The sequence below is a fragment of the Rhodopirellula halodulae genome (assembly GCF_020966775.1).
GTDB classification, from domain to species: Bacteria; Planctomycetota; Planctomycetia; order Pirellulales; family Pirellulaceae; genus Rhodopirellula; species Rhodopirellula halodulae.
Map to the genome: position 1 here is coordinate 610,446 of NZ_JAJKFV010000029.1, position 19,883 is coordinate 630,328.

The following is a 19,883-nucleotide window of genomic DNA, read 5'->3' on the forward strand; positions in this document are numbered from 1 at the left end:
GATGCGAGCTGGCAGGTGATCCAGGATAGCGTCGTCCCGCGGCGGCGTGGATCGGTGACCAAACGTGTCATCCGGGTGGCGATGATTGGGGTGATGTCTTGCGCCCGCCGGGAAGAAAATGAGCTCACACGTTATGTTGTCTGAATCACCAATGCCCAAATTGGGCGAGTCGATCCTGTCACTTCCTCCTTTCACCGCCGCGTCCGTGACCGCTGACTCTTCGTCATCCGAACCGACCCAAAGCGAATTGTTCGAAACCGAGCCTCCACCATGGGAGTTGACGGTCGGAGAGGACGTTCAGCTGGCTTCGATTGTGTTCAGTCGGTCACCACACGGACCGTACGACTATCGGATTCCCGATGACCTGCTGGAGGTGCTGCGTCCAGGAATGCGGGTGGGGGTGCCGCTGGGACACCGCAAAAAGCCGACGCCCGGTTGGTGCGTTTCGATCAAGACCGGCAATGCTTCGCATCAGAAGCTACGCGACGTTGCGGAGGTCATCGATGATGAACCACTCTGCGATGCGGCCTTGGTTCGGCTGGTGATGTTCATCGCTCATTACTACCAAGTGCCCGCGGGGCAAGTATTCGACACGTTGATTCCCGCCAGCGTTCGCGACAACGCGGGGACTCGCAAGACGACTTACTTCCGTCCAGCAAAAGGGCTCGACGAAGAACAGATTGCGAAGCTGCCATCCAAGCAGCAATCGGTGATACGTTTCTTGGTGGGACAGGATCGCCCGATGACGGCGGCGGAGTTGGCCATCATGGCGGAATGCACGGAGGATCCCATCCGTCGGCTGCGGAAAAAGGAGTTGCTGGTTCCTGAGGTGCGGCGGGAACTCAGTCAGAACATTCGCATTCGGGCGCAGCACAACGACGGGGAACGCAAACAGTCACATGAATTGACCGTTCAACAAGAAAACGCGTTGTCACGGATCAACGCGGCGGTGGACAGTGGCCGCGGACGCACGTTACTTCTGCACGGGGTGACGGGAAGCGGGAAGACGGAGGTTTACATCCAGGCGATCGAACACGTCGTCAAACAAGCGGGATCCGCGATTGTTTTGGTACCCGAGATTAGTCTGACCCCTCAAACGCGAGGACGTTTCGAAGATCGGTTTGAAAACGTTGCGGTTCTCCACAGCCAAATGTCGGCTGCCGAAAGGCACTTTCATTGGCAACGCATTCGTCGCGGGGAAGTGCAGGTGGTCATTGGTCCTCGCAGTGCCGTGTTCGCTCCGCTGCCGAACCTTGGATTGATCGTGATTGACGAGGAGCACGACACCTCGTTCAAACAGGACAAACAACCTCGCTATCACGCGCGTAAGGTCGCTCACGCACGAGCGATGGCTCTTGGAATTCCGTTGGTGTTGGGGTCCGCCACACCTTCGTTGGAAGCTTGGCACGCGACGCAGACCGGGCATGCGGAGTTGGTCACGATGTCAGAGCGTGTCGGCAACCGACCCATGCCGGATGTTCAATTGGTTGACCTGCGAATCAAAGAAGACCGCGGCAAAGGGGGAGCAATCAGTCGACCGTTGCACGCGGCCGTATTGGAGACTTTGAAAGAGAAGGGACAGGCGATCCTGTTGCTGAATCGACGTGGCTATGCAACGACGATCCAGTGTCCCGCCTGCGGAACCGTGTGTGCTTGTCCGGATTGCGATCTTCCGTTGACGCATCACCGCGATGGTGGCAAAGCGATGTGCCACTACTGCGACTACACGATCCCGACGCCGCCATGGTGTCCGGCATGCCGCTTCGATGGCATTCGTTATGGTGGTTTGGGAACGCAGAAATTGGAAATGGAAGCCAAGGCTCGTTTCCCCGATGCACGAATCGCACGGATGGACAGCGATACGATGAAGCGTGCTGGAAGTCACCAGCGAGTCCTCTCCGAATTTCGTGCGGGCGAGATCGATGTGCTGCTCGGAACCCAGATGATTGCGAAAGGGTTGGACTTTCCCAACGTGCTGTTGGTCGGGGTGATCAACGCTGACTCCGCGTTGCACTTCCCAGACTTCCGTGCGGCTGAGCGAACGTTTCAGTTGGTCACTCAAGTCGCGGGGCGTACCGGCCGCGGCAACCGTGGCGGACGAGTGATCGTGCAAACGTTCACTCCCGAGCATCCCGCGATCCAAGCCGCCGCCCGACACGACTATTTGAAGTTTGTCGAAGACGAAATGGTGAACCGTAAAAAGTTCAACTATCCGCCTCTTGGAAGCGTGGCTCGGATCATCATCCGAGGGCCGTTGGAAGATAAGACCGAAGCCGTCGCGGACGCGATTGTCGATCGTCTGGAAAAGGCCCGTGATCTGTTGAAGGCGGAGGTTCGAATCCTCGGACCAGCGCCGCCACCCATTGTCAAAATCAGTGGGAAGTATCGTTTCCACCTGCTGCTTCAAGCCACCGAAGCGGCGGTGGTTGGGGAAGTGGTTCGCCGAGGATTGGCCGATTTCAAAGTCGATCCAAAAGAAGAAATCGAATACTTGGTCGACATTGATCCAGTGAATCTTATGTGATGTGGTTGGTCGAACGCGACTGGATCGCAATCACCTTGCCGGCCCGGTTGGCTGACCGGTGGACCTCCCGCAGGGCTAGCGCAAATTCGGCTTTCTGATTTTTCATATTGTTTGAGATTTTCAGCCGTTGCTAGGTAACTCGACCGGAAGTCTTGCTCCGTTTGTGGAGCAGGATTCGGCTTTGAGCCCCGGAAAAGTTGGAACTGACGCATGGACGTGTTGCAGTGCTTGGGAACGAGCGACCCATTGTTTGATTGGGTCCAAGAGATCCGGCGAGATGGATCAAATCAGACGCTCTTCGACTTTGATGATTTCAGTCGTCACTATGTTTTGGTTTGGGAGGGACAGCCTCTTGGGGCTTTGACCGTTCAAGAAGCAAGCGAGGCTCGATTGGATTGTGAGGATCACTATCCTTCCGCCGTTTTCGAGCGTCACCGTGATCAATTGTTCGGGACTTGCAAGCTAAGGATTCGACGCGGTCCGGCCACGCCGATGTTGGCACTGAGGACGCTCGTGCGGGGCTTGTGGCAAGATCAACTGCAGCGTGGCAAGCGAATCTGCATCGTGAACGCAGAGCATCGAATGCGAGCGTTCTATCGACGCATTGGATTCAGTCATTTGCCTGGCTTTGACTTCGTTCATCCCCAGTTGAGCACACAAAGCATTGTGTTGTTGATGGGGGTGGACACGAGTCAGCGTTCTTACTGTCAGGACTTGTTTGAGACCATTCACAACCCGGTCGATCAGCAGGCTTTGGTGGAAGCGTGTTGCGGTTCGCTCGCAGGAATCGGTTTGACTTCAAAGACTGGGCCTCGCAAGTTGGCGGTGGCGGCATGAACGGGAAAGTGCTTTCGTATTCGGCGGGTTCCACTTCCCTGGATCCCTACAAGTTTCGCGTCATCAACGACCAGCAGCCATCCGGAAAGATGCAGCGATTGGCGATGGTGTTTCCAGAGCTTGCATCGTTCTTTGGCGATCCATCGCAGTCACTGGTCATCGATGCGTATCCAGCCGCGTTGGGCGGGATGGAGTCCATGACTCGAGTCATCACCTACTTGCATCCGCCCACCTGCGTTCGGGCATTGCGGTTGGCAGCAGCAGAAAAACGTCGCGTTGTCTTCATCGGTCAGCCCTTGGCGGGGGCTGATCTGCTGTTGCACGCCATGGAAACTGAGATGCAATGGCCAACAGAAATCCTCTGGGCAACGGGTGGTTATCCGATGCCAACGTCATTGCAGCAATGTGTCAAGGATTGGCTGGCCGACCGTGGGTGCGAGCTTTCCGTGTTGAAGGCGTATGGTGTGGCCGAGTTGGATCACACGTTGCTTGCATCGATGGAACAAGACATCGAATTGCAGCCAATCTATCAATTGATCGACGAGAGACTGCAGTTGGATCAATCCATGAACGCAACGACGATGAGGTTCAACGGCCAGGTCGTGGCCAACCCGGATCGCATCCAAAAGACAGGAATGGGATACCACATTCAAGGCGATCCATCACGCTACAACCATGGCGTGCTTCGATGGCTGGAACAATGGCAGCCATCGGATTGGAAACGCTGCACGGGCTACTTTGCCGAACGGGATGGAGAAGTCATCTTGCAGCGAAGGCTGGTGCGATCCGTCGCGGTTCCTGGTGTGGTCAATCGCATGAGCTTCGAAGCGATGGCTTCGCTGCCTCGCGGAACCAAGTGCCAACCGGTCTGCCATTTCGAGTTCATGGCAGATCACGGTATGTCGTGGCTAGAAAAGCCAAAGTGGAACCTGCAACTGTTTACGCAGCTCGCTGAGGAACGTAATCGTAGTGCGGTTTCTGCCGCCGCTTGATCACTCCCAGCAGCCCACGAAGCATACGTCGGCTGAACGAGGCTTTGTCGGCAGCTTTGATCAACATGGCGAAGTGTTTGAACGTGGACCAGTTCGAGAACTCTTCCGTCCCCAAAATACGTGCGTCTTCACCGAACCAAAAGATTGGGTAGTTGAATTCAGGTTCAGCGGAGTCTTCCGCGATGAAGCCAATGGTTTTCAACCTGCGCTCGTTCAGTGGGCTGGCGGAGAAAGAGACCATCTCAAAGTCGGTCCCATTCGGGTCGATCGCGAGTCGAGCGACTTGCGAGAGCAACACGAAACTCAGTGATTCAGTGACCTGATACCAAGGACGCCGGCAGCGATTGGTGAACTCGGTGACCGAATCCAGCAACAGATATTGCGACTGGTCATCAATGTCGTCGGGGGAGATGTCGAGCCATGCCAGTTCACCGTTACGAAACGCAGTGAAAGCCTCCTTTGTTAGGGGCAAAGCAATGCTCACGCCGCAGATCGTTCCATCGTAGCGGTCGACCCGGATGCATCCTGGGTTGCGTTTCCAATAGTCGACGTAGCGTTGCTCATACCGAAAGTAGACTTCGTTGATTGCTTCGTCGCGTTTGAGCGCTTGTTCTTGGTGCTCCTCGGAACCCCATTTTTGAATGTGGATGCTGAAGTTTTCGCGCATCAATCGAACGATCTCGATCACCTCCGCTTCGTCGCGGCACATGCTGCCGTCTGTGATCGGTCGTCTGGTTCTAAATGTGTCTGCCAACGACCATGGCAAATCGGCAAAGGCGTCTTGGCCGGTCCCGGGATCGATGCGAACCAATTGATCGGGTTCCATTCCCAGCGCACCCGCGATTCGCCGCATGGTCCCGCTGGAAACGTTTTGCCCAGATTCCGCAAATTGCACGGTTCTCGAAGAAACACCAGCTCGCGCCGCCAATTGAAGTTGCGACAACCCCAAACTTTTGCGGGCCTGTTTGAGATGAGCGTTAGCTTGTGCCATTCCAAAACCTGTTTTTCGTCAAATTCAAACTGGGTTGCGCATGACTTGCGCACGACGGTGTTTGGTGAAAACTATCTTCAAGTGAGTCGGTCGCTCCATCCGAGACGAATCGTGATTCGCCATGCGGTTTACGGGGCAGCGTCTCGCATGTGAGCGACCGACTTCTTTCGCCCGGCCGGCTCAATTTTAGCGGTTGGGTACGCTGATGGGTTGAAACAGACGCCGGGGGGCGAGGCTCCCAAAATCGGTTTGCATGCTCCCCCCACTGCAGGGTTCAACTCTCGCGTTGGTCGCAAAACTGCGAGGCATCAGTTTAACCAGGGCAAACGAGCCGCCAAACCCTGAGTCTTGAACACTGCGGAGATCGTTCCCGCTGAATCGCGTTGCGGTGACGGTTGTGACGGTGCGGGAAACCGGAAAGTGGGGTTTGGGCGAAGCTGAGCCTGCGAGGACCGTGGGGCTTTCCCGTGACCCACGATTTTGTGTTGCGGAAAACCGTTTTTGCTAGGATGCGGCGGGGCGTCTCGCTTCTCGGCTTCGAAGATTGGGTTCACCATGCCAGCATTTCACATTCAGCGTTCTCAGTGCATCGACGCGGACGTTCAAGACGTCTACGACGCGGTGGTCGACTATTCGACGTGGACTCGCTGGTCGCCCTGGTTGCAGGTGGACCCCGAAGCGGAAGTGAACGTTAGCGAACCGTCCAACAAAATCGGCGCGACCTATCACTGGAATGGCGAGCTGGTCGGCGAAGGCTCGATGACCCATAGCCAATTAGAGCCGCCAAAAAACGCGGCCTCCAAAGCTTCCATGAAGGCTGATCTGGCGTTTATCAAACCATTCAAGTCGGAATCGAAAGTCGAGTTTGAGATTGAGCCGATGATGACCGACGGTCGACCAGGTTCGAAGATCACTTGGCACATGCGAGGCAAACTGCCTTGGTTCTTGTTCTGGATGAAGTCAATGATGGAAGTGTTCGTGGGCATGGACTACGAACGCGGCTTGTTGATGTTCAAACAGTTTGTCGAAACGGGGGAGGTGCTATCCAAGCTGGAGATCCAAGGCGTTGTCAACGAACCCGAACGAATGGTCATTGGGCAGCGCGGCGGATGCACGATGGATGATCTGGGCGAGCACATGACGGCGACGCTCAACCGGGTGAAGCCTCACTACGATTCGTCCGATGCTCGCGTGCACGATTGGGCCAGCCTGTATCACACGACTTCTGATTTGCGCAAACGATGGTTCGATTACACGGCGGGTTACTTGGCAGATGCGGGCACGCCAGTTCCAAACGATTGCGTGGCCGACATTGCACCCGCCGGGAAGTTTCTGTTGGTCCGCCACATCGGTGACTACGCACACATGGGCAACGCCTGGTCGGGCGGGATTCAATACATCCGATACAAGAAACTGAAGATGGCGAAAGCCGTTGGCTATGAGATCTATCGCAATGATCCCGAGACCACGGAAACAAAGGATTTGATCACCGACGTTTACATCGCTTTGAAGTGATCCAAGAGCTGGGGGACTTCATCGCCCGCTTTACCGCGAATGGTTTCGTCGAAGGCGCTCGATGCAGGAGTGTCATCCAGATTGACTTCGATGCGTCGGCAAGAAGGCGGGGTTTGCGCAACGATTCCCGCAGCGGGATAAACCAACCCTGAAGTCCCGATGGCGATGAAGAGATCGGCCGCCTGAGCCGCTTGTTCGATACGCGACAGTCCGATTGGCATCTCGCCGAACCAAACCACATTCGGACGCAAACAGCCTCGCATGGAATCGTTTTCAGGTTCCTCGGGATGCGGCGTGTCCACGCTGAGATCGTCCGTCCAATCGAAGATGGTTTCGGTATATAGGCAGCGAGCTTGCAGCAATTGTCCGTGCATTGCCAGCACATTTTGACTGCCCGCACGTTGATGCAGATTGTCGATGTTCTGCGTCACCAGCAAGAAACGACCGCGATCTTTCGCGAGATGGTCTCGCTCGAAATCCGCCAATGCAACGTGAGCCGCGTTGGGTTGAATGTTCGGTTGCTGCAGTGCTCGTCGTCGTTGGTTGTAAAACTCGTGCACCAAATCAGGATTGCGTGCAAAGCCTTGTGGCGTGGCGACCTCTTCCACCGCATGGCCTTCCCAAAGTCCGTCGGCGTCACGAAAAGTCGGGATGCCGGACTCAGCCGAGATGCCGGCACCGGAGAGGATCAGAACGTTCATGGATTGCTAACAAGCGTGATCGGGAACCGTCGGGCAAGAAAGTTCGAGGCCGAAACATGGTTTGGGTCATCGCCGTCGACGTTTCTTCTTGTCCCGGCGATCAGCCTTCTTTTTGTTCTTGTAAGGTGACTGCTTCGCTTTGCTCTTCGATGTCGGACGCGGATCGTTGCGTCCGGCGGAATGGTTTTTGACAACGTCCAGATAGAGCTGGCGATCCTGCAGATCCACCTTGCCGATCCGCACCGTCAAGTGATCGCCGAGGCGATAGCGGTTGCCTTCTTGGAAACCAACCAGCATCTGGCCACGTCGCTCAAATCGATACTGATCGCGAGGCAGTTCCGTCACGGGAATGAAGCCGTCAACAGGAAGCTTCAGACACCGCGCATGGATGCCGTCGGCGAATACTCGGCTGATGACGGCCTCAAGCGTTTCGCCTTGTTTCTTCTTCAGGAAGTGAAGCAGTTTCAGCTCGATCAATTCGCGTTCCGCCTGTGCCGCATTGCGTTCAGCGTCGCTGCACTCGTGCCCCAATTTGACCAACTCCGCGAATGATTCGTCCGGAGTGGGTTTCTCATCCAACAATCGTTGGACCAACCGGTGAACGCTCAGGTCGGGGTACCGGCGGATGGGGCTGGTGAAGTGGCAGTAGTGCTCTTTGTCGAGTGCGTAGTGTCCTTCCCGGTGCGGTCCGTAAACCGCTTTGCTCATGCTTTTTAACACGGCGAAATTGACAGCGTTCTCAAGACGCGTGCCCGCGACTTTGTCCAGGACGGCTTGGATCTCAAAGCGGCTTTCCACGTTGTCAAACCCGAGTCCCAGGTCTTTGACAAAGCTGCTCAGTTGACGAAGTTTGCGTCGTTCGGGCGGGGCGTGGATGCGATGCAGGAAGTTGAGTTCCAAATCATCCAGCCACATTGCGACGGCTTCATTGCCGAGCAACATGAACTCTTCGATGATTTGGTGACTCTCGGTGTTCTCGACTTGGTAGGCGCCTTTGACCTTGCCGGTGCGATCCAATTCCAACTTGATGTCGGGCATGTCCATCGACAGCGAACCGTCTTTGAAGCGACGTTTGCGAATTTTCATCGCCAACGTGTGCATGTTGGTTAGCAATTCGCAGATTGGTTCTCCCCAATCGCTTTGGAATGTTCCCGGCGATGCCAGGAATTGATCGATCTGTTCGTAGTTGAATCGTCGATCACTTCGAATCGCAGCGTTGTGCACTTCGCTGTGGGTGATGGTCAGATCGTCCAGCATCTCGATCTCAACGGTCTTCACCAAACGCATGCGTTCGGGCTGCAGCGACGCCAAGTGGTTGCTGATGATCTCGGGGATCATCGGAATCACACGGTCAGGCAGATAGACGCTGGTGCCGCGGCGTCGCGCCTCCACGTCCAGCTTTCCATTGACCGGAACAAAGTGGCTGACGTCGGCGATGTGCACCCACAAACGCCAGCGGCCGTCTTCGCGTTGCAATGAGATGGCATCGTCGAAATCGCGGGCATCGAAAGGATCGATCGTGATGGTCAACATCTCCGTCAGATCCTTGCGATCCTCCGGAACCTCATCGTCGTTGAACGCATCGGCCTGTTCGCGAGCCTCGTCCAGCACCTCTTCCGGAAACTCGTCCGGCAAACCGAACTGCCGCATGATCGTCAGCGTGTCGATCGCCGGGTTTTTGCTGCTGCCCAAGCGTTCGAGAATCACCGCTTCACCGCCACCGCCTTCTTCGTCGGGAAAGTCAACGATCTCGACGAAGATCTTGTCGTTGTCTTGCAGAGGCAATCCGCGAACGTCGCCGACGCCGATAGGGGCTTCGTAGTGAACGCCGTCGAGATAGACGACCGGTCCATCGATCGTGTCAGAGCCGGGGTGGTTGGATTGCGGGGAGGAGTAAAACGTGCCCGTGAATTGGCGGCGTGCACGTTGCAGGACTTCCACCACTCGGCCTTCCACGCCGCCGCGTCGTCCCGGTTCGATCATGACCGCGACCAAGTCGCCTTCCAGTGCACCGCCGGTCATGCCCGGTGGAACGAAGACATCTTCGGGAACATCGGCATCCGCATTGCCGCCTCCGCTGGACGGTCGGACAAATCCAAAGCCGCCACCCATGGCGCGTCGGAACGTTCCGCGAATCTGATCAGCAGGACCGCCAAACGCGGCCGCGGCCATCACCAAGTGGTTGCCGCCATACACCAGCCGGCCTTCCAGCACCAATTGCTTGATCACTCGCCGAACTTCGCGGTAACCGTCCGCATCCAGTTCCAACAGAGCCGCGATTTTTTTGGGTTTGCTAGGACGGTATTCCGCCGCATGAACGAGTCGCAGAACGCGATCGGTCAATTCTTGTGAGACTTGCATGGCTCCAGAATAGTCCACCAAGGCTCGTGCGGGGTAGGACGGAAGAATCGCAGCCTATTCGATGAAAAGTGCCAACTTCGAAGCCGCTGAAGAGGTGATTACAAAGCCTATCGCTCGGATTGCCGTAGCTCATTGGAATCCAGCAGAGGCAGGTCGTCTTCGGTGCGTTCGTAAATCGCTTCTTTGAAGTGACGACGGCAAACCGTTTGATAGCGTTCATTGCCACCAATCTGAACCTGCTCGCCATCGCGAATCACCTGGCCGGATTCACCCACTCGCAACACCATCGTGGCTTTGCGGCCACAGTGGCAGATCGTTTTGAGTTCCGACAGTGTGTCCGCCCACGCCAGCAGGTTTTCGCTGCCTTCGAACAAGTTGCCTTGGAAGTCCGTTCGCAAGCCGTAGGCCAAAACCGGAATGTCCAATTCGTCGCAAACGTCGCTGAGTTGTCGAACCTGTTTTCGCGTCAGGAACTGAGCCTCGTCGACCAAGACGCAGTGCAGCGGATCTCGACGTGCGATTTCCTGGACCATTTTGAACAGGTTGTCCGCCGTCGTGAACGTTTTCGAATCCGATTCAATGCCAATCCGCGAGGCGACTTTGCCGCTGCCAAACCGCGTGTCGATCTCGGGTGACAAAATCAACGTGTTCATGCCACGTTCGCGATAGTTGTAGCTGGATTGCAGCAGAACGGTGGATTTCCCCGCGTTCATCGTGGAATAGTAGAAGTACAGCTTGGCCATCTCGATGCATTCGGTTTTGGAACCGCGGGGTCTTTGCCGCAGGAATCGACGGTTTGCTAAAGTGCTGGCATGAGCACCACCAAACTCGCGCCGGCCGCCTTTGATCTGAATCAACCGTTCCCGCCTTCGGGGGACCAACCGGCCGCGATCGCCAAATTGATCGAAGGTTTCCAAAGCGGCAAGACCGCCCAGACCCTGCTGGGGGCCACTGGGACCGGAAAGACCTACACGATGGCGAATGTGATCGCATCGGTGCAGCGTCCCGCCCTCATTTTGAGCCACAACAAAACGCTCGCGGCCCAGCTCTACGGAGAATTCAAAGAGTTCTTCCCCAACAACGCCGTGCACTATTTCGTCAGCTACTACGACTATTACCAACCAGAAGCCTACATCCCCCAACGGGACGTCTACATCGAAAAAGACTCCTCGATCAACGAAGAAATCGACCGCCTGCGTTTGGCGACCACCAGTTCATTGGTCAGTCGCCGTGACGTGGTGATCGTGGCCTCGGTCAGCAGCATTTACGGTCTGGGATCGCCCGAAGATTACCGGCAATTGGTCGTCGATCTGCACCAGGGCGAGCAAACACGTCGAGATCACTTGCTGTTGAAGTTTGTGGACCTGCAGTATCAACGCAACGACATCCAGTTCGAACGAGGCAAGTTCCGCGTGCGAGGCGACTCGATCGAGCTTTGGCCCAGCTACGAAGAGTTTGCCTACCGAATCGAAATGTGGGGCGACGAGATTGAAAAGATTTCGCTGATCCATCCCACTTCGGGCGAAACGATCAAGACGACCGAGCATCTCTACATTTATCCCTGCAAGCACTTCGTGATGCCCGAGGATCGCATTCAGCGAGCCATCCGAATCATTCGCGAGGAACTGACGCAGCAGTTGGAAACGTTTCAGTCGCAAGGCAAATTGCTAGAAGCTCAACGACTTTCTGCACGCACTAAGTTCGATCTGGAAATGCTGGCGGAAGTTGGCCACTGTCCCGGAATCGAAAACTATTCGCGACCATTGGCGGGCAAGCCACCGGGGGCGACACCCGACACGTTGTACGACTTCTTTCCGAAAGACTTCATCACCTTTGTCGATGAGTCCCACGTGACGGTGCCTCAAGTACGCGCGATGTACGCCGGGGACCGAAGCCGCAAAATCACGTTGGTCGAACACGGGTTTCGATTGCCCTGCGCTCTCGATAACCGACCGTTGAAGTTCGATGAATGGGAAGAACGCACCGGTCAGATCTGTTTCGTCAGTGCCACGCCCAGCGACTACGAATTGGAACGAACCGGCGGCGAGGTCGTTGAGCAGATCATTCGTCCCACCGGATTGCTGGATCCCGAAGTGGAGATCGTGTCGGCTCGCGGACAAGTCACACACTTGCTGGAAGAAGTGCGACTGCGTGCGGAACGCGACGAACGTGTGTTGGTCACCGCATTGACCAAGCGATTGGCGGAAGATTTGGCGACTTACTTCCAAGAACAAAGCGTTCGCTGTCGCTGGCTGCATAGCGAACTGAATGCATTCGAACGAGTCGATTTGCTGCAAGAACTTCGCAGCGGCCAGTTTGACTGTTTGGTCGGTGTGAACTTGCTTCGGGAAGGTTTGGATTTGCCCGAGGTGTCTTTAGTCGCGATTCTTGATGCGGACAAGGAAGGATTTTTGCGCAGCGAAACCAGTTTGATCCAAACGATCGGACGAGCGGCGCGAAACGCGAATTCGAAGGTCATTTTGTACGCGGACAAGGTGACGGAATCGATGCAGATGGCCATCGACGAAACCGAACGCCGTCGCGCGATCCAGATGGAATACAACGCCAAACATGGCATCGTTCCAAAAACGGTTCGCAAATCGATACGGCAAGGCATCGATACGGAAGCCGCCAATCACAAGGAGTCGACTCGCAAGGCGAAGGATTCCGGCGAAGTCACTTACATCACGATCGAGTACGTCGACGCGCTCGAGCAAGAGATGTTGGCGGCTGCGGAAGATCTGGAGTTCGAGCGTGCTGCACGTCTGCGAGATCGGGTTCTGCAGTTGAAAGAGCACATTGGCAAACCGCTCTCGGAAGTCGAAATCGTGGACGAGAAACAGGCGAGTAAATCCGGCGGCCGAGGCCGGGGACGACGCGGCGGTAAAGCAAAAGGTGCCCGGAAGGGTGCCAAGATCCCGCGTCCAAAACGTGGTTGAGACGGGCGGAGGTTCGGCTCGCCGCGAAGAGTTTTTGAAGCTCCGCCGATTCCGTGACCGAACGTGTCACTGCTTTCCCTATCACTACAGGTGTTCAACTTTGACACCTGCAGAAAGGGAACAAGATGTCCACTGCGATCCTGCCTTCCACGGCATCCGATGACAAGTCGCTCATCAATTTGGACGCTTTCGCTGTCCAGCCTCGTCCGTATCAACAGCGAATCATTCAACGTGCATTGGATGCGTTTGGATGTTCCGCCGCGTGTGATGCCGCTTTCGAACCCACCGCCTGCACCGAAGCGACGGAGAACGGGGCAGGGCAGGGTGGGCAATCAAAATCGCGTCCGAGTAGCGTTCTGATCGAAAGCCCAACCGGCAGTGGAAAGACGGTGATGGGATTGGCGGTCGCCGCAATCATGCAACGGACATTGGGAATTCAAGTGGGGTGGGTTGCCATGCGACGCAACCTTTTGATTCAGGCCCAGGCGGAGAATGCTCGTCGGGAATTCGGCGTCGACATGCGGATGATCAGCATGTTTGACAAGAACCCGCCCAGCGTAAATTTGCTGGTGGTTGATGAAGCTCAGCACGACGCGGCAACCAGCATGGCGAACCTGCACGGCCAGATCCAACCGCAATGGACGCTCGGCCTTTCCGCGACACCGTATCGTTCCGACCGAATCAAGCTTTGTTTTGAGAACGTCATTCGGGATGCTGGCATCGCACACTTGATCGCCGACGGTTACCTCAGTCCCTATCACCACTACACGATCGAGGAGTATTCGCCTGAGACAGTCGCCACGTTGTTGATTGAAGAGCCAGAACGTTGGGGCAAGTCGCTGGTCTTCTTTCACAAGCAAACGCAATGCGATGAGTTGAAGTCGCGATTGGATGCGGCCGGAATTCGTAGCGATATCGTCACTGCAAAAACGGATCGGGAGCGACAACTGGCCAGGTTTGTCGAAGGTCAAACCGATGTGCTGATCAACATGGCGATTTTAACGGAAGGGTTTGATTGTCCTTCATTGAAGACCGTTTTCTGTCGTCCTAGCGGTCAAGGCACCACGATTCAGATGGCCGGGCGAGTGTTGCGTCAATGTGAATCGGAACCCGTCAAGCAAGTCGTCCAGTGTCGACATACCCGGCATCCAATGATGCGAACCGCGATTCCGGCGGAGCAATACCTTTGGACCGAATACGGGTGGCGAAGCATTTCCGGCAATCGCCAATTGGATGCCATGGCGATGGCCGCTCGCCAACGAGTCGCAAAAGCCAACGTGAGTCTGCCGAAGCTGATCGCCGCTCACCGACCTCGCCGACGAATGCATCGTTTGACGCGTTGACTCTTTCTGAATCTTGCTATCGATCACCACCTCATTCAAGGAAGCCAATCATGTTGACCTCAACCAAGCCACAAAACAATTTCGAAAACTCAACTCGTTTTACCTACGCACTGGCCAGCGTACGCGACATTCGCGTGGGCGAGGTGCATCGTTCACCGGGAGGCCGGATCAGTTTGAAGGAGCTGGAAATTGATGGGCAGCCGGTGGCTGCAACGCGTCGATTTTGGCGTTCTTTTTTCACTCGCTTTGGAATCGCTGAGAACGTCTTCCGCTACTTTCGCCCCGACGAAGTGTTCGCTCGTATCCAATCGCAGCGTGAGGATGTTTCGTTTCGTTACTGCATCGCTCGGTCCAATTTGGCTGACTCAAAAAGAGCGGATCAACTGTTGGCCATCACGAACCCCAATCGTCCCATCATTCGCTACGACGATATTCGTGGGCTGTTGGATCAAAACGGTGGACAAGACGTTCGCTATCACAACGGCGTCGTGACCAGTACCCACGCGCCGCGAGGCGGAAGTCGACAATTCGCAATCGGAGGCGACCAGTTTCGAGATCGATTCTGTTTGGAAACGCCGGTCGACGGATATGGGCATCCTCGATTGTTCCTGTCGATGCTTCGATTGGTGTGTAGCAACGGCATGATTGGACACGCCAAGGCGTTTCGAAGCGATGTCCCTGTTGGCAAGAACATGGAACACTGCATCGTGCGGGCGTTGGAGTCGTTTGACAACGGCGATGGCTACGCCGCGTTGCGGCAGAGGTTTGAATCCAGCCAGACATCTTGGGCGTCCGTGCACGAGTGCTTGCGTTTGAACGAGTTGCTGGAGTCGCTTCGTCGGGACGAGCAGCTCACTCAAACTGGTTTGGTTGGGCGTTTCCGCTCAATTGCGGGAGATCTGAATGAGCTCTATGGCCTTGCGAACCTGGATGCTCTCAGCGACAAGCGGCGAAGAATTCTGCCCAGCAAGGCTCGCGTTTACGACCTCATCAATTTTGCTAGCGAGGTGGCAACTCATCATGCGAAAGCCGATGGTGCCAATCGCATTCAAGCATGGCTTGGCTCGCTGATTTCCGAGGAATTTGACCTGGAAGGCACCGCCAACTCCGGAGCCGACTTCGACGCATTCTTTGTTCCGAGCAATGATGGGTTGCCAGCACAGAGTCGCAATTGAGGAACAAATGTGCGATGCCGACTGACGCAGCTTGCTTCTTGAGATTGACGGCGGGTTTTGAGAGAGAGTATCGAACGTTTATGAAATATTCACGTTCGATTCACTTTGTCGATTTGAGATCCCCGTGACGAGATTAGCGAACACCAGTCAGTTCGGCCAAATCTCGGAGTCTGCAGGTGTGGCTGCGCACCATTGCTTATCGGAGGCTCCTGTCAATGTGCGTGTGATTCGGACGCTTGGGAAGGGCAGAGCTGCCACGGCTGAGCTCGTCGAGGCAACTTGGGAAGACGGAAAAAGCCGTCGTTTGGTTGAAAAGGTTTTTGCCCCCGGCCTGCTGACTCGCTGTATCTATCGCTTGGCCTTTGCCGCTCCATTTGCTTACCAATCGAATCGCCACGCGATATTGGCCTGTTTCTACCGCCGAAGCGTGGTGTCGCGGATGCTTGAAGCATCCGCCCTTTGCGATGAACGCGAAAGTTTGGTCGATGTTGCGCTTCCGGAATACGTCCGCTACGATCGCAAGCGGGATGCCTACGTTCTCGCCGCGAGTTTTGTCGAAGGTCGTGGTCCAATCCCAGCCTGCGTCCACTCAAACCCGATGGCTGCGGAAAACGAGATGTCCGGCCTAGTCGCCGAAATGAAACGAGTTGAGCGACAACTGATTGAATTCGGGTTGGTTGGCTCTGGTTGGCAGGTGGCGCCCGGGGCCATGGTGTCGACCGCAAATCTGCTTCTTTCGGATCGGTCAGGTTTGCGTGTTGTTCATCCAGATGAGCCGGAAAACGTTTCGGCGAGAAGTCTCCGCTACACGATCATCGACTTGGAATCTGGGATACCGGCTGTTTTGCTCTGGCGGTATGTGTGGCAAAGCTGGCGCCGAGGGGCTGTCTTTCCGTTCGATGATCTAGATTCGCGGAAACTTCGAGCTTCCTGTGCCGAGTTGTGTGCCCGACTTATTTGCAGAGGTGAGCGAAGTCTGGCAGAAAAACTGTCGGCGGATGTGGAGTGTTTACTGGCTGCGGATGAGCAATGGAAAGCAGGAGAAATCGCCGCGTTTCGACGACCATGGACTTGGTTGTCCGCTCAACGACGAACTTGCTATCGTCGAACTTGCATTGATCGATGGCAGCAGCAACGCGTGGTCGATCCAGAAAACGCAGCGGCCTTGCTTACAAGCCGATGGTTCTTCGTCTTCTTATGGCTGCTGGGTCTGTGCCCACCCAGTGCGATAGGCCGATGGCTTCAGGCCTGCTTTGCAAATCGCTCTCATCAGGAACGGGTTCGTCAATTCGCGACGAACAGTCGTGTTCGCGCCGCGTTCTTGGTGAAATACCGTCGCCAGCAGTGGAAAACACTGTGTGAACAGCAGCGATGTTCCAATCGAAGTGGACCTGCTTCGAGTTGGGGGCTAGTTGGGCATCGTTTGCTTCGTTATTCAACCACTGCGGGTCTGCACCGCTATTTAACCGATCCGAAACGACGTGCACGCCGAAATGCTCAAATGCGGGCGTTGGTTTGCCGCGGGAGCTATCAAATCGCATTTGGTCGCAAGGTGTTCCGGGCGACGACCCAACGCTGGCAATCTCGCAATTGGTTGACGGAACGAGAAGCAACGAACCTGAATAACCAGTTCAGCGGACCTCAACTAGCTGTTTACTCACGTGGTTTGGGGATGCATGTTGCGATCAAGTTCCTCTACCCTCTGATCACTCCGTTGAAGCTGGGGGGACTCACGATGGCATTGGCCGGCCGCAGTGTCTGGTTTGCCGTGTTGCCAATCATGATCCTGCCTGCAGCGAGAACACTGGTCACACTCTTCAGTTTGCTAGCAAATCGGTCTCATGGTGTTCCGCATCGACATGCAATCTTGGTGGGAGCGATCCCGATGGTTGGTTCGGCGGCGTTCATCGTTCAAATGTGGACCGCGAACCCTGTAGTCTCAAAATTTCTGTTGCGAGACTTTGCTTCTCGGTTTGCAAGGAAGATTCCCGTTTACGGTGGCCCCGACTCACGCACCGAACATGCCGTGCTCGCCATTGGTGAACGATTGCTTCAATTGTTCGCCGCATTCCATTCAGCCTCGAAAGAAGTAGCAGCATCAATGTCACCAAAGAATGACACACGCGATGTTCAAAGGCCCGTCGTCAAAAAGCAGTTGCAATCGATGCGTTGGCCATACCCCAACGTGCTACGAGATTCGTTGTTGTTGACCGGAGTGTGCTGCGGCGCACTGTTGGCGGCAGGAAGCTTGATGACGGATTCGCTTCCCGCTCAATGGCTAACCGGCGAAAACGGTGCTCTTGAATCCACCCAATTGGTGGTCTTGGTCTGCACGGCGATTGCCGGTTGCTGGTCGTTGCTTCGTGTAAAAACATCGAGTTGGAAAAGTATCGCCGTCGCCTTGGTTTGCGTTGCGGTTGCGGCGGCGGCCCGGGAAGTTCCATCTGCGGTGAGTCAAGCATCCCTCACCAATGGTGCCCGTCAAACGGCAGAGCAAACCGGCTTCGCGATTTCTGGAACTTGGAAGCACACGGTCATCGCCGTTGCCGTTTGCATTTGGCTGTCGCGTGTTGCTTACGCCTGGGTGAAATTTCCTGAAGATCGCAAATTGTGGTTCTCGCCGGCGTTCGTTTGGCCCGCGATTCCTTTCGCGACCTGTTTCGTTCTTGCAGAGCTATTCGAGCGACTGAAGTGGGTGGCAGCGGAGGAAACCGTTGAGGTGTGGGGCTACACCATGATGATGGCTGTCGCAATTTGGATGATCCGAAACGCCAATGTTCTTCAGGCACGTTCCTTTCAAGAAACGGATCGGGAACCTCTGCCTGCCAACTTGCGAGTTGTGAGCAACATGGATTGTCCCGATCAACATACGGAGCGAGCTGCATAGAGAGCAGAATTCGGTCTGGAATCTGTTTTGCTGGTTGAGTATGGTCCGGCGGAAACCTGAAAGGGGAACCGGCCCCCAACCCAACCCGAACATGGATGCAAAATCACATGGCGACCGTTGTCTGCACCCGTTGGTTGGACGCGTTCCCGGCATCGTATGTCACCGTATTGAGAAACGCGGTTGCCGCGAACTTGGATCGTCCTCATCGTTTCGTCTGTGTGACGGACAACGTGGCTGGATTGACTGACGGTGTCGAAGGAATCCAGATGCCTGATCTTGGAATTCCTCTGCAGCGTCAACGAAAAGGTTGCTGGCCTAAGCTGTCGATCCTCGCGCCGGGCCTTTTACCAGCGAATGAGCCGACGCTCTATCTAGATCTCGATGTGGTGGTCAATCAGGATCTGGATGGATTCTTTGATCGCTTGGAGTCGGAACGAGGTTTTCACGCGTTGCGAGAGTGGAATCCGACGCTTTGGAACCTCGCCCCTTTGAAAATGCGACCCGACCGCGGTGTTCAGGGATCAATTCTGGGTTTTTATCCCGGCGAACAAACTGAGTTGTTCCGTCGATTCAATGAGAACCAATCCGAATGCTTCAAACGCTTTCCATTGGATCAAGACTTCCTGACCGCACACGTTGATGATGTTCGCTATTGGCCGTTTGACTGGACCGCCAGCTTCAAATGGCATTGCCTGAAATATTACCCATTCAATCAGATCTTCCCAAAAATCAAACGCCCAGAAAAGGCGAAGATCGTGGTGTTCCACGGCGATCCTCGGCCAATCGATGTTGTGCCTCAGGGTGACTATCACTGGGGCACCAAACGAAAATTTGGTCGCGGTCCCGTGGATTGGGTTCGTGACTACTGGTTGGCGCATGACGTGAGTTGGAAAGAAAAGTCAACGACGTCAAACGCAATGTCTTTTCATCGCATGGCTGCATAAATCACGTGTGTCAGCCTGTGGAGCAACGTTACTAACGGATGCGAAGGAATGACCGGTGCCAAAGTCATTTCTGCAGCGGGCCGTTTGTCCTGCCTTCTTCTCGTTCCGCTGCCGGGATAAAACTGCGGAAACATTTCGTTTCACGTAGAGAGACATCATGATCGGACAAATGATTGCTGAGTCCGGGCGGCTTTGTGTGGGATATGCACGTCGCCTCTTAGACGGTGTGACAGAGGACAATTTTGCGAGGTTTGCCCGTGTGGGAGACACCGTCATTCAGTCCAACCATCCGGCGTTCATTCTTGGACACCTGAATCAATATCCCCAGCAGATCATCACGCAATTGGGCGGCGATGCATCGGCGATTAGACCTTCCGAGAAGTACGAGGCGTTGTTTTCGAAAACAGCAACGTGCTTAGACGATCCAGACGGCACTTTATATCCGTCCATGAATGAAGTGGTTGAGAAATTCTTCGCCTCTCACGAAGCGGCGATTGAAACGTTGCTAGGGACTGAGGATGCCGCGTTTCAGGTGGAAACGCCCGTGCCGCATATGCGGGAGAAGTTCTCGACCCTTGGTTCGTTGCATGCGTTCTACTTCAGCGGCCACATGATGCTGCACGTTGGTCAGTTCAGCGCTTGGCGACGTGCGATGGGGATGGGCCCCGCTTAAC

Annotated in this window: 14 protein-coding genes; 10 read left to right on the forward strand and 4 right to left on the reverse strand. The window is 55.4% G+C overall.

Going from position 1 to position 19,883, the window contains the following annotated elements:
• Positions 1 to 133: 133 nt before the first annotated feature.
• The 3 genes from priA to LOC70_RS15200 all read left to right on the forward strand — a co-directional run bounded on the left by priA (position 134) and on the right by LOC70_RS15200 (position 4,353).
• The gene (gene priA / locus LOC70_RS15190; protein ID WP_230256160.1) at positions 134 to 2,524 is read left to right on the forward strand and encodes a replication restart helicase PriA; all 2,391 of its coding nucleotides are present in this window, start codon (positions 134 to 136) and stop codon (positions 2,522 to 2,524) included.
• Positions 2,525 to 2,734: 210 nt separating this feature from the next.
• Positions 2,735 to 3,361: an acetyltransferase gene (locus LOC70_RS15195; RefSeq protein WP_230254856.1), complete on the forward strand. Its 627-nt coding sequence runs from the start codon at positions 2,735 to 2,737 to the stop codon at positions 3,359 to 3,361.
• Entirely contained in the window at positions 3,358 to 4,353 is a 996-nt protein-coding gene (locus tag LOC70_RS15200; RefSeq protein WP_230254858.1) for a hypothetical protein, read from the forward strand. Before LOC70_RS15195 ends, LOC70_RS15200 begins: the two co-directional genes overlap by 4 nt.
• Here the strand turns inward: LOC70_RS15200 and LOC70_RS15205 are convergent.
• Positions 4,301 to 5,344, reverse strand: coding sequence for a helix-turn-helix domain-containing protein (locus tag LOC70_RS15205; protein WP_230254860.1), 1,044 nt, complete (start codon positions 5,342 to 5,344; stop codon positions 4,301 to 4,303). The genes LOC70_RS15200 and LOC70_RS15205 overlap by 53 nt on opposite strands.
• Positions 5,345 to 5,899: 555 nt before the next feature.
• On the opposite strand from LOC70_RS15205, the gene LOC70_RS15210 reads away from it, so the two are divergent.
• Positions 5,900 to 6,859, forward strand: coding sequence for an SRPBCC family protein (locus LOC70_RS15210; protein ID WP_230254862.1), 960 nt, complete (start codon positions 5,900 to 5,902; stop codon positions 6,857 to 6,859).
• Here LOC70_RS15210 and LOC70_RS15215 read toward each other — a convergent pair.
• The 3 genes from LOC70_RS15215 to LOC70_RS15225 form a co-directional block, all read right to left on the reverse strand.
• Positions 6,841 to 7,560, reverse strand: a complete 720-nt coding sequence (locus LOC70_RS15215; protein WP_230254864.1) for an SIR2 family NAD-dependent protein deacylase — start codon at positions 7,558 to 7,560, stop codon at positions 6,841 to 6,843. The two genes, LOC70_RS15210 and LOC70_RS15215, sit on opposite strands and share 19 nt — an antisense overlap.
• A gap of 66 nt (positions 7,561 to 7,626) precedes the next feature.
• Positions 7,627 to 9,921 carry a ribonuclease R family protein gene (locus tag LOC70_RS15220; protein ID WP_230254866.1) on the reverse strand — a complete coding sequence of 765 codons (2,295 nt, stop codon included), beginning with the start codon at positions 9,919 to 9,921 and terminating at the stop codon, positions 7,627 to 7,629.
• A 107-nt stretch (positions 9,922 to 10,028) separates the two neighbouring features.
• On the reverse strand, positions 10,029 to 10,664 hold the full coding sequence (locus tag LOC70_RS15225; protein WP_230254867.1) for a thymidine kinase: 636 nt from the start codon (positions 10,662 to 10,664) through the stop codon (positions 10,029 to 10,031).
• Positions 10,665 to 10,733: 69 nt separating this feature from the next.
• Between LOC70_RS15225 and uvrB the strand changes: the two genes are divergently transcribed.
• The 6 genes from uvrB (at position 10,734) to LOC70_RS15255 (ending at position 19,882) form a co-directional block, all read left to right on the forward strand.
• Positions 10,734 to 12,860 carry an excinuclease ABC subunit UvrB gene (gene uvrB, locus LOC70_RS15230; RefSeq protein ID WP_230254868.1) on the forward strand — a complete coding sequence of 709 codons (2,127 nt, stop codon included), beginning with the start codon at positions 10,734 to 10,736 and terminating at the stop codon, positions 12,858 to 12,860.
• 125 nt (positions 12,861 to 12,985) lie between these two features.
• Entirely contained in the window at positions 12,986 to 14,203 is a 1,218-nt protein-coding gene (locus tag LOC70_RS15235) for a DEAD/DEAH box helicase (protein ID WP_230254869.1), read from the forward strand.
• Positions 14,204 to 14,253: 50 nt separating this feature from the next.
• Positions 14,254 to 15,378 carry a DUF932 domain-containing protein gene (locus tag LOC70_RS15240; protein WP_230254870.1) on the forward strand — a complete coding sequence of 375 codons (1,125 nt, stop codon included), beginning with the start codon at positions 14,254 to 14,256 and terminating at the stop codon, positions 15,376 to 15,378.
• A 178-nt stretch (positions 15,379 to 15,556) separates the two neighbouring features.
• Positions 15,557 to 18,265, forward strand: coding sequence for a hypothetical protein (locus LOC70_RS15245; RefSeq protein ID WP_230254871.1), 2,709 nt, complete (start codon positions 15,557 to 15,559; stop codon positions 18,263 to 18,265).
• A 107-nt stretch (positions 18,266 to 18,372) separates the two neighbouring features.
• Positions 18,373 to 19,209, forward strand: coding sequence for a glycosyltransferase (locus LOC70_RS15250; RefSeq protein ID WP_230254872.1), 837 nt, complete (start codon positions 18,373 to 18,375; stop codon positions 19,207 to 19,209).
• A gap of 157 nt (positions 19,210 to 19,366) precedes the next feature.
• The gene (locus LOC70_RS15255; RefSeq protein ID WP_230254873.1) at positions 19,367 to 19,882 is read left to right on the forward strand and encodes a DinB family protein; all 516 of its coding nucleotides are present in this window, start codon (positions 19,367 to 19,369) and stop codon (positions 19,880 to 19,882) included.
• Position 19,883: the final 1 nt, after the last annotated feature.

Excerpts from the sequence above, each read along its gene's own strand:
- priA (WP_230256160.1), top strand. The coding sequence starts at position 134 with ATGTTGTCTGAATCACCAATGCCCAAATTGGGCGAGTCGATCCTGTCA.
- LOC70_RS15195 (WP_230254856.1), top strand. The coding sequence starts at position 2,735 with ATGGACGTGTTGCAGTGCTTGGGAACGAGCGACCCATTGTTTGATTGG.
- LOC70_RS15200 (WP_230254858.1), top strand. The coding sequence starts at position 3,358 with ATGAACGGGAAAGTGCTTTCGTATTCGGCGGGTTCCACTTCCCTGGAT.
- LOC70_RS15205 (WP_230254860.1), bottom strand. The coding sequence starts at position 5,344 with ATGGCACAAGCTAACGCTCATCTCAAACAGGCCCGCAAAAGTTTGGGG.
- LOC70_RS15210 (WP_230254862.1), top strand. The coding sequence starts at position 5,900 with ATGCCAGCATTTCACATTCAGCGTTCTCAGTGCATCGACGCGGACGTT.
- LOC70_RS15215 (WP_230254864.1), bottom strand. The coding sequence starts at position 7,560 with ATGAACGTTCTGATCCTCTCCGGTGCCGGCATCTCGGCTGAGTCCGGC.
- LOC70_RS15220 (WP_230254866.1), bottom strand. The coding sequence starts at position 9,921 with ATGCAAGTCTCACAAGAATTGACCGATCGCGTTCTGCGACTCGTTCAT.
- LOC70_RS15225 (WP_230254867.1), bottom strand. The coding sequence starts at position 10,664 with ATGGCCAAGCTGTACTTCTACTATTCCACGATGAACGCGGGGAAATCC.
- uvrB (WP_230254868.1), top strand. The coding sequence starts at position 10,734 with ATGAGCACCACCAAACTCGCGCCGGCCGCCTTTGATCTGAATCAACCG.
- LOC70_RS15235 (WP_230254869.1), top strand. The coding sequence starts at position 12,986 with ATGTCCACTGCGATCCTGCCTTCCACGGCATCCGATGACAAGTCGCTC.
- LOC70_RS15240 (WP_230254870.1), top strand. The coding sequence starts at position 14,254 with ATGTTGACCTCAACCAAGCCACAAAACAATTTCGAAAACTCAACTCGT.
- LOC70_RS15250 (WP_230254872.1), top strand. The coding sequence starts at position 18,373 with ATGGCGACCGTTGTCTGCACCCGTTGGTTGGACGCGTTCCCGGCATCG.
- LOC70_RS15255 (WP_230254873.1), top strand. The coding sequence starts at position 19,367 with ATGATCGGACAAATGATTGCTGAGTCCGGGCGGCTTTGTGTGGGATAT.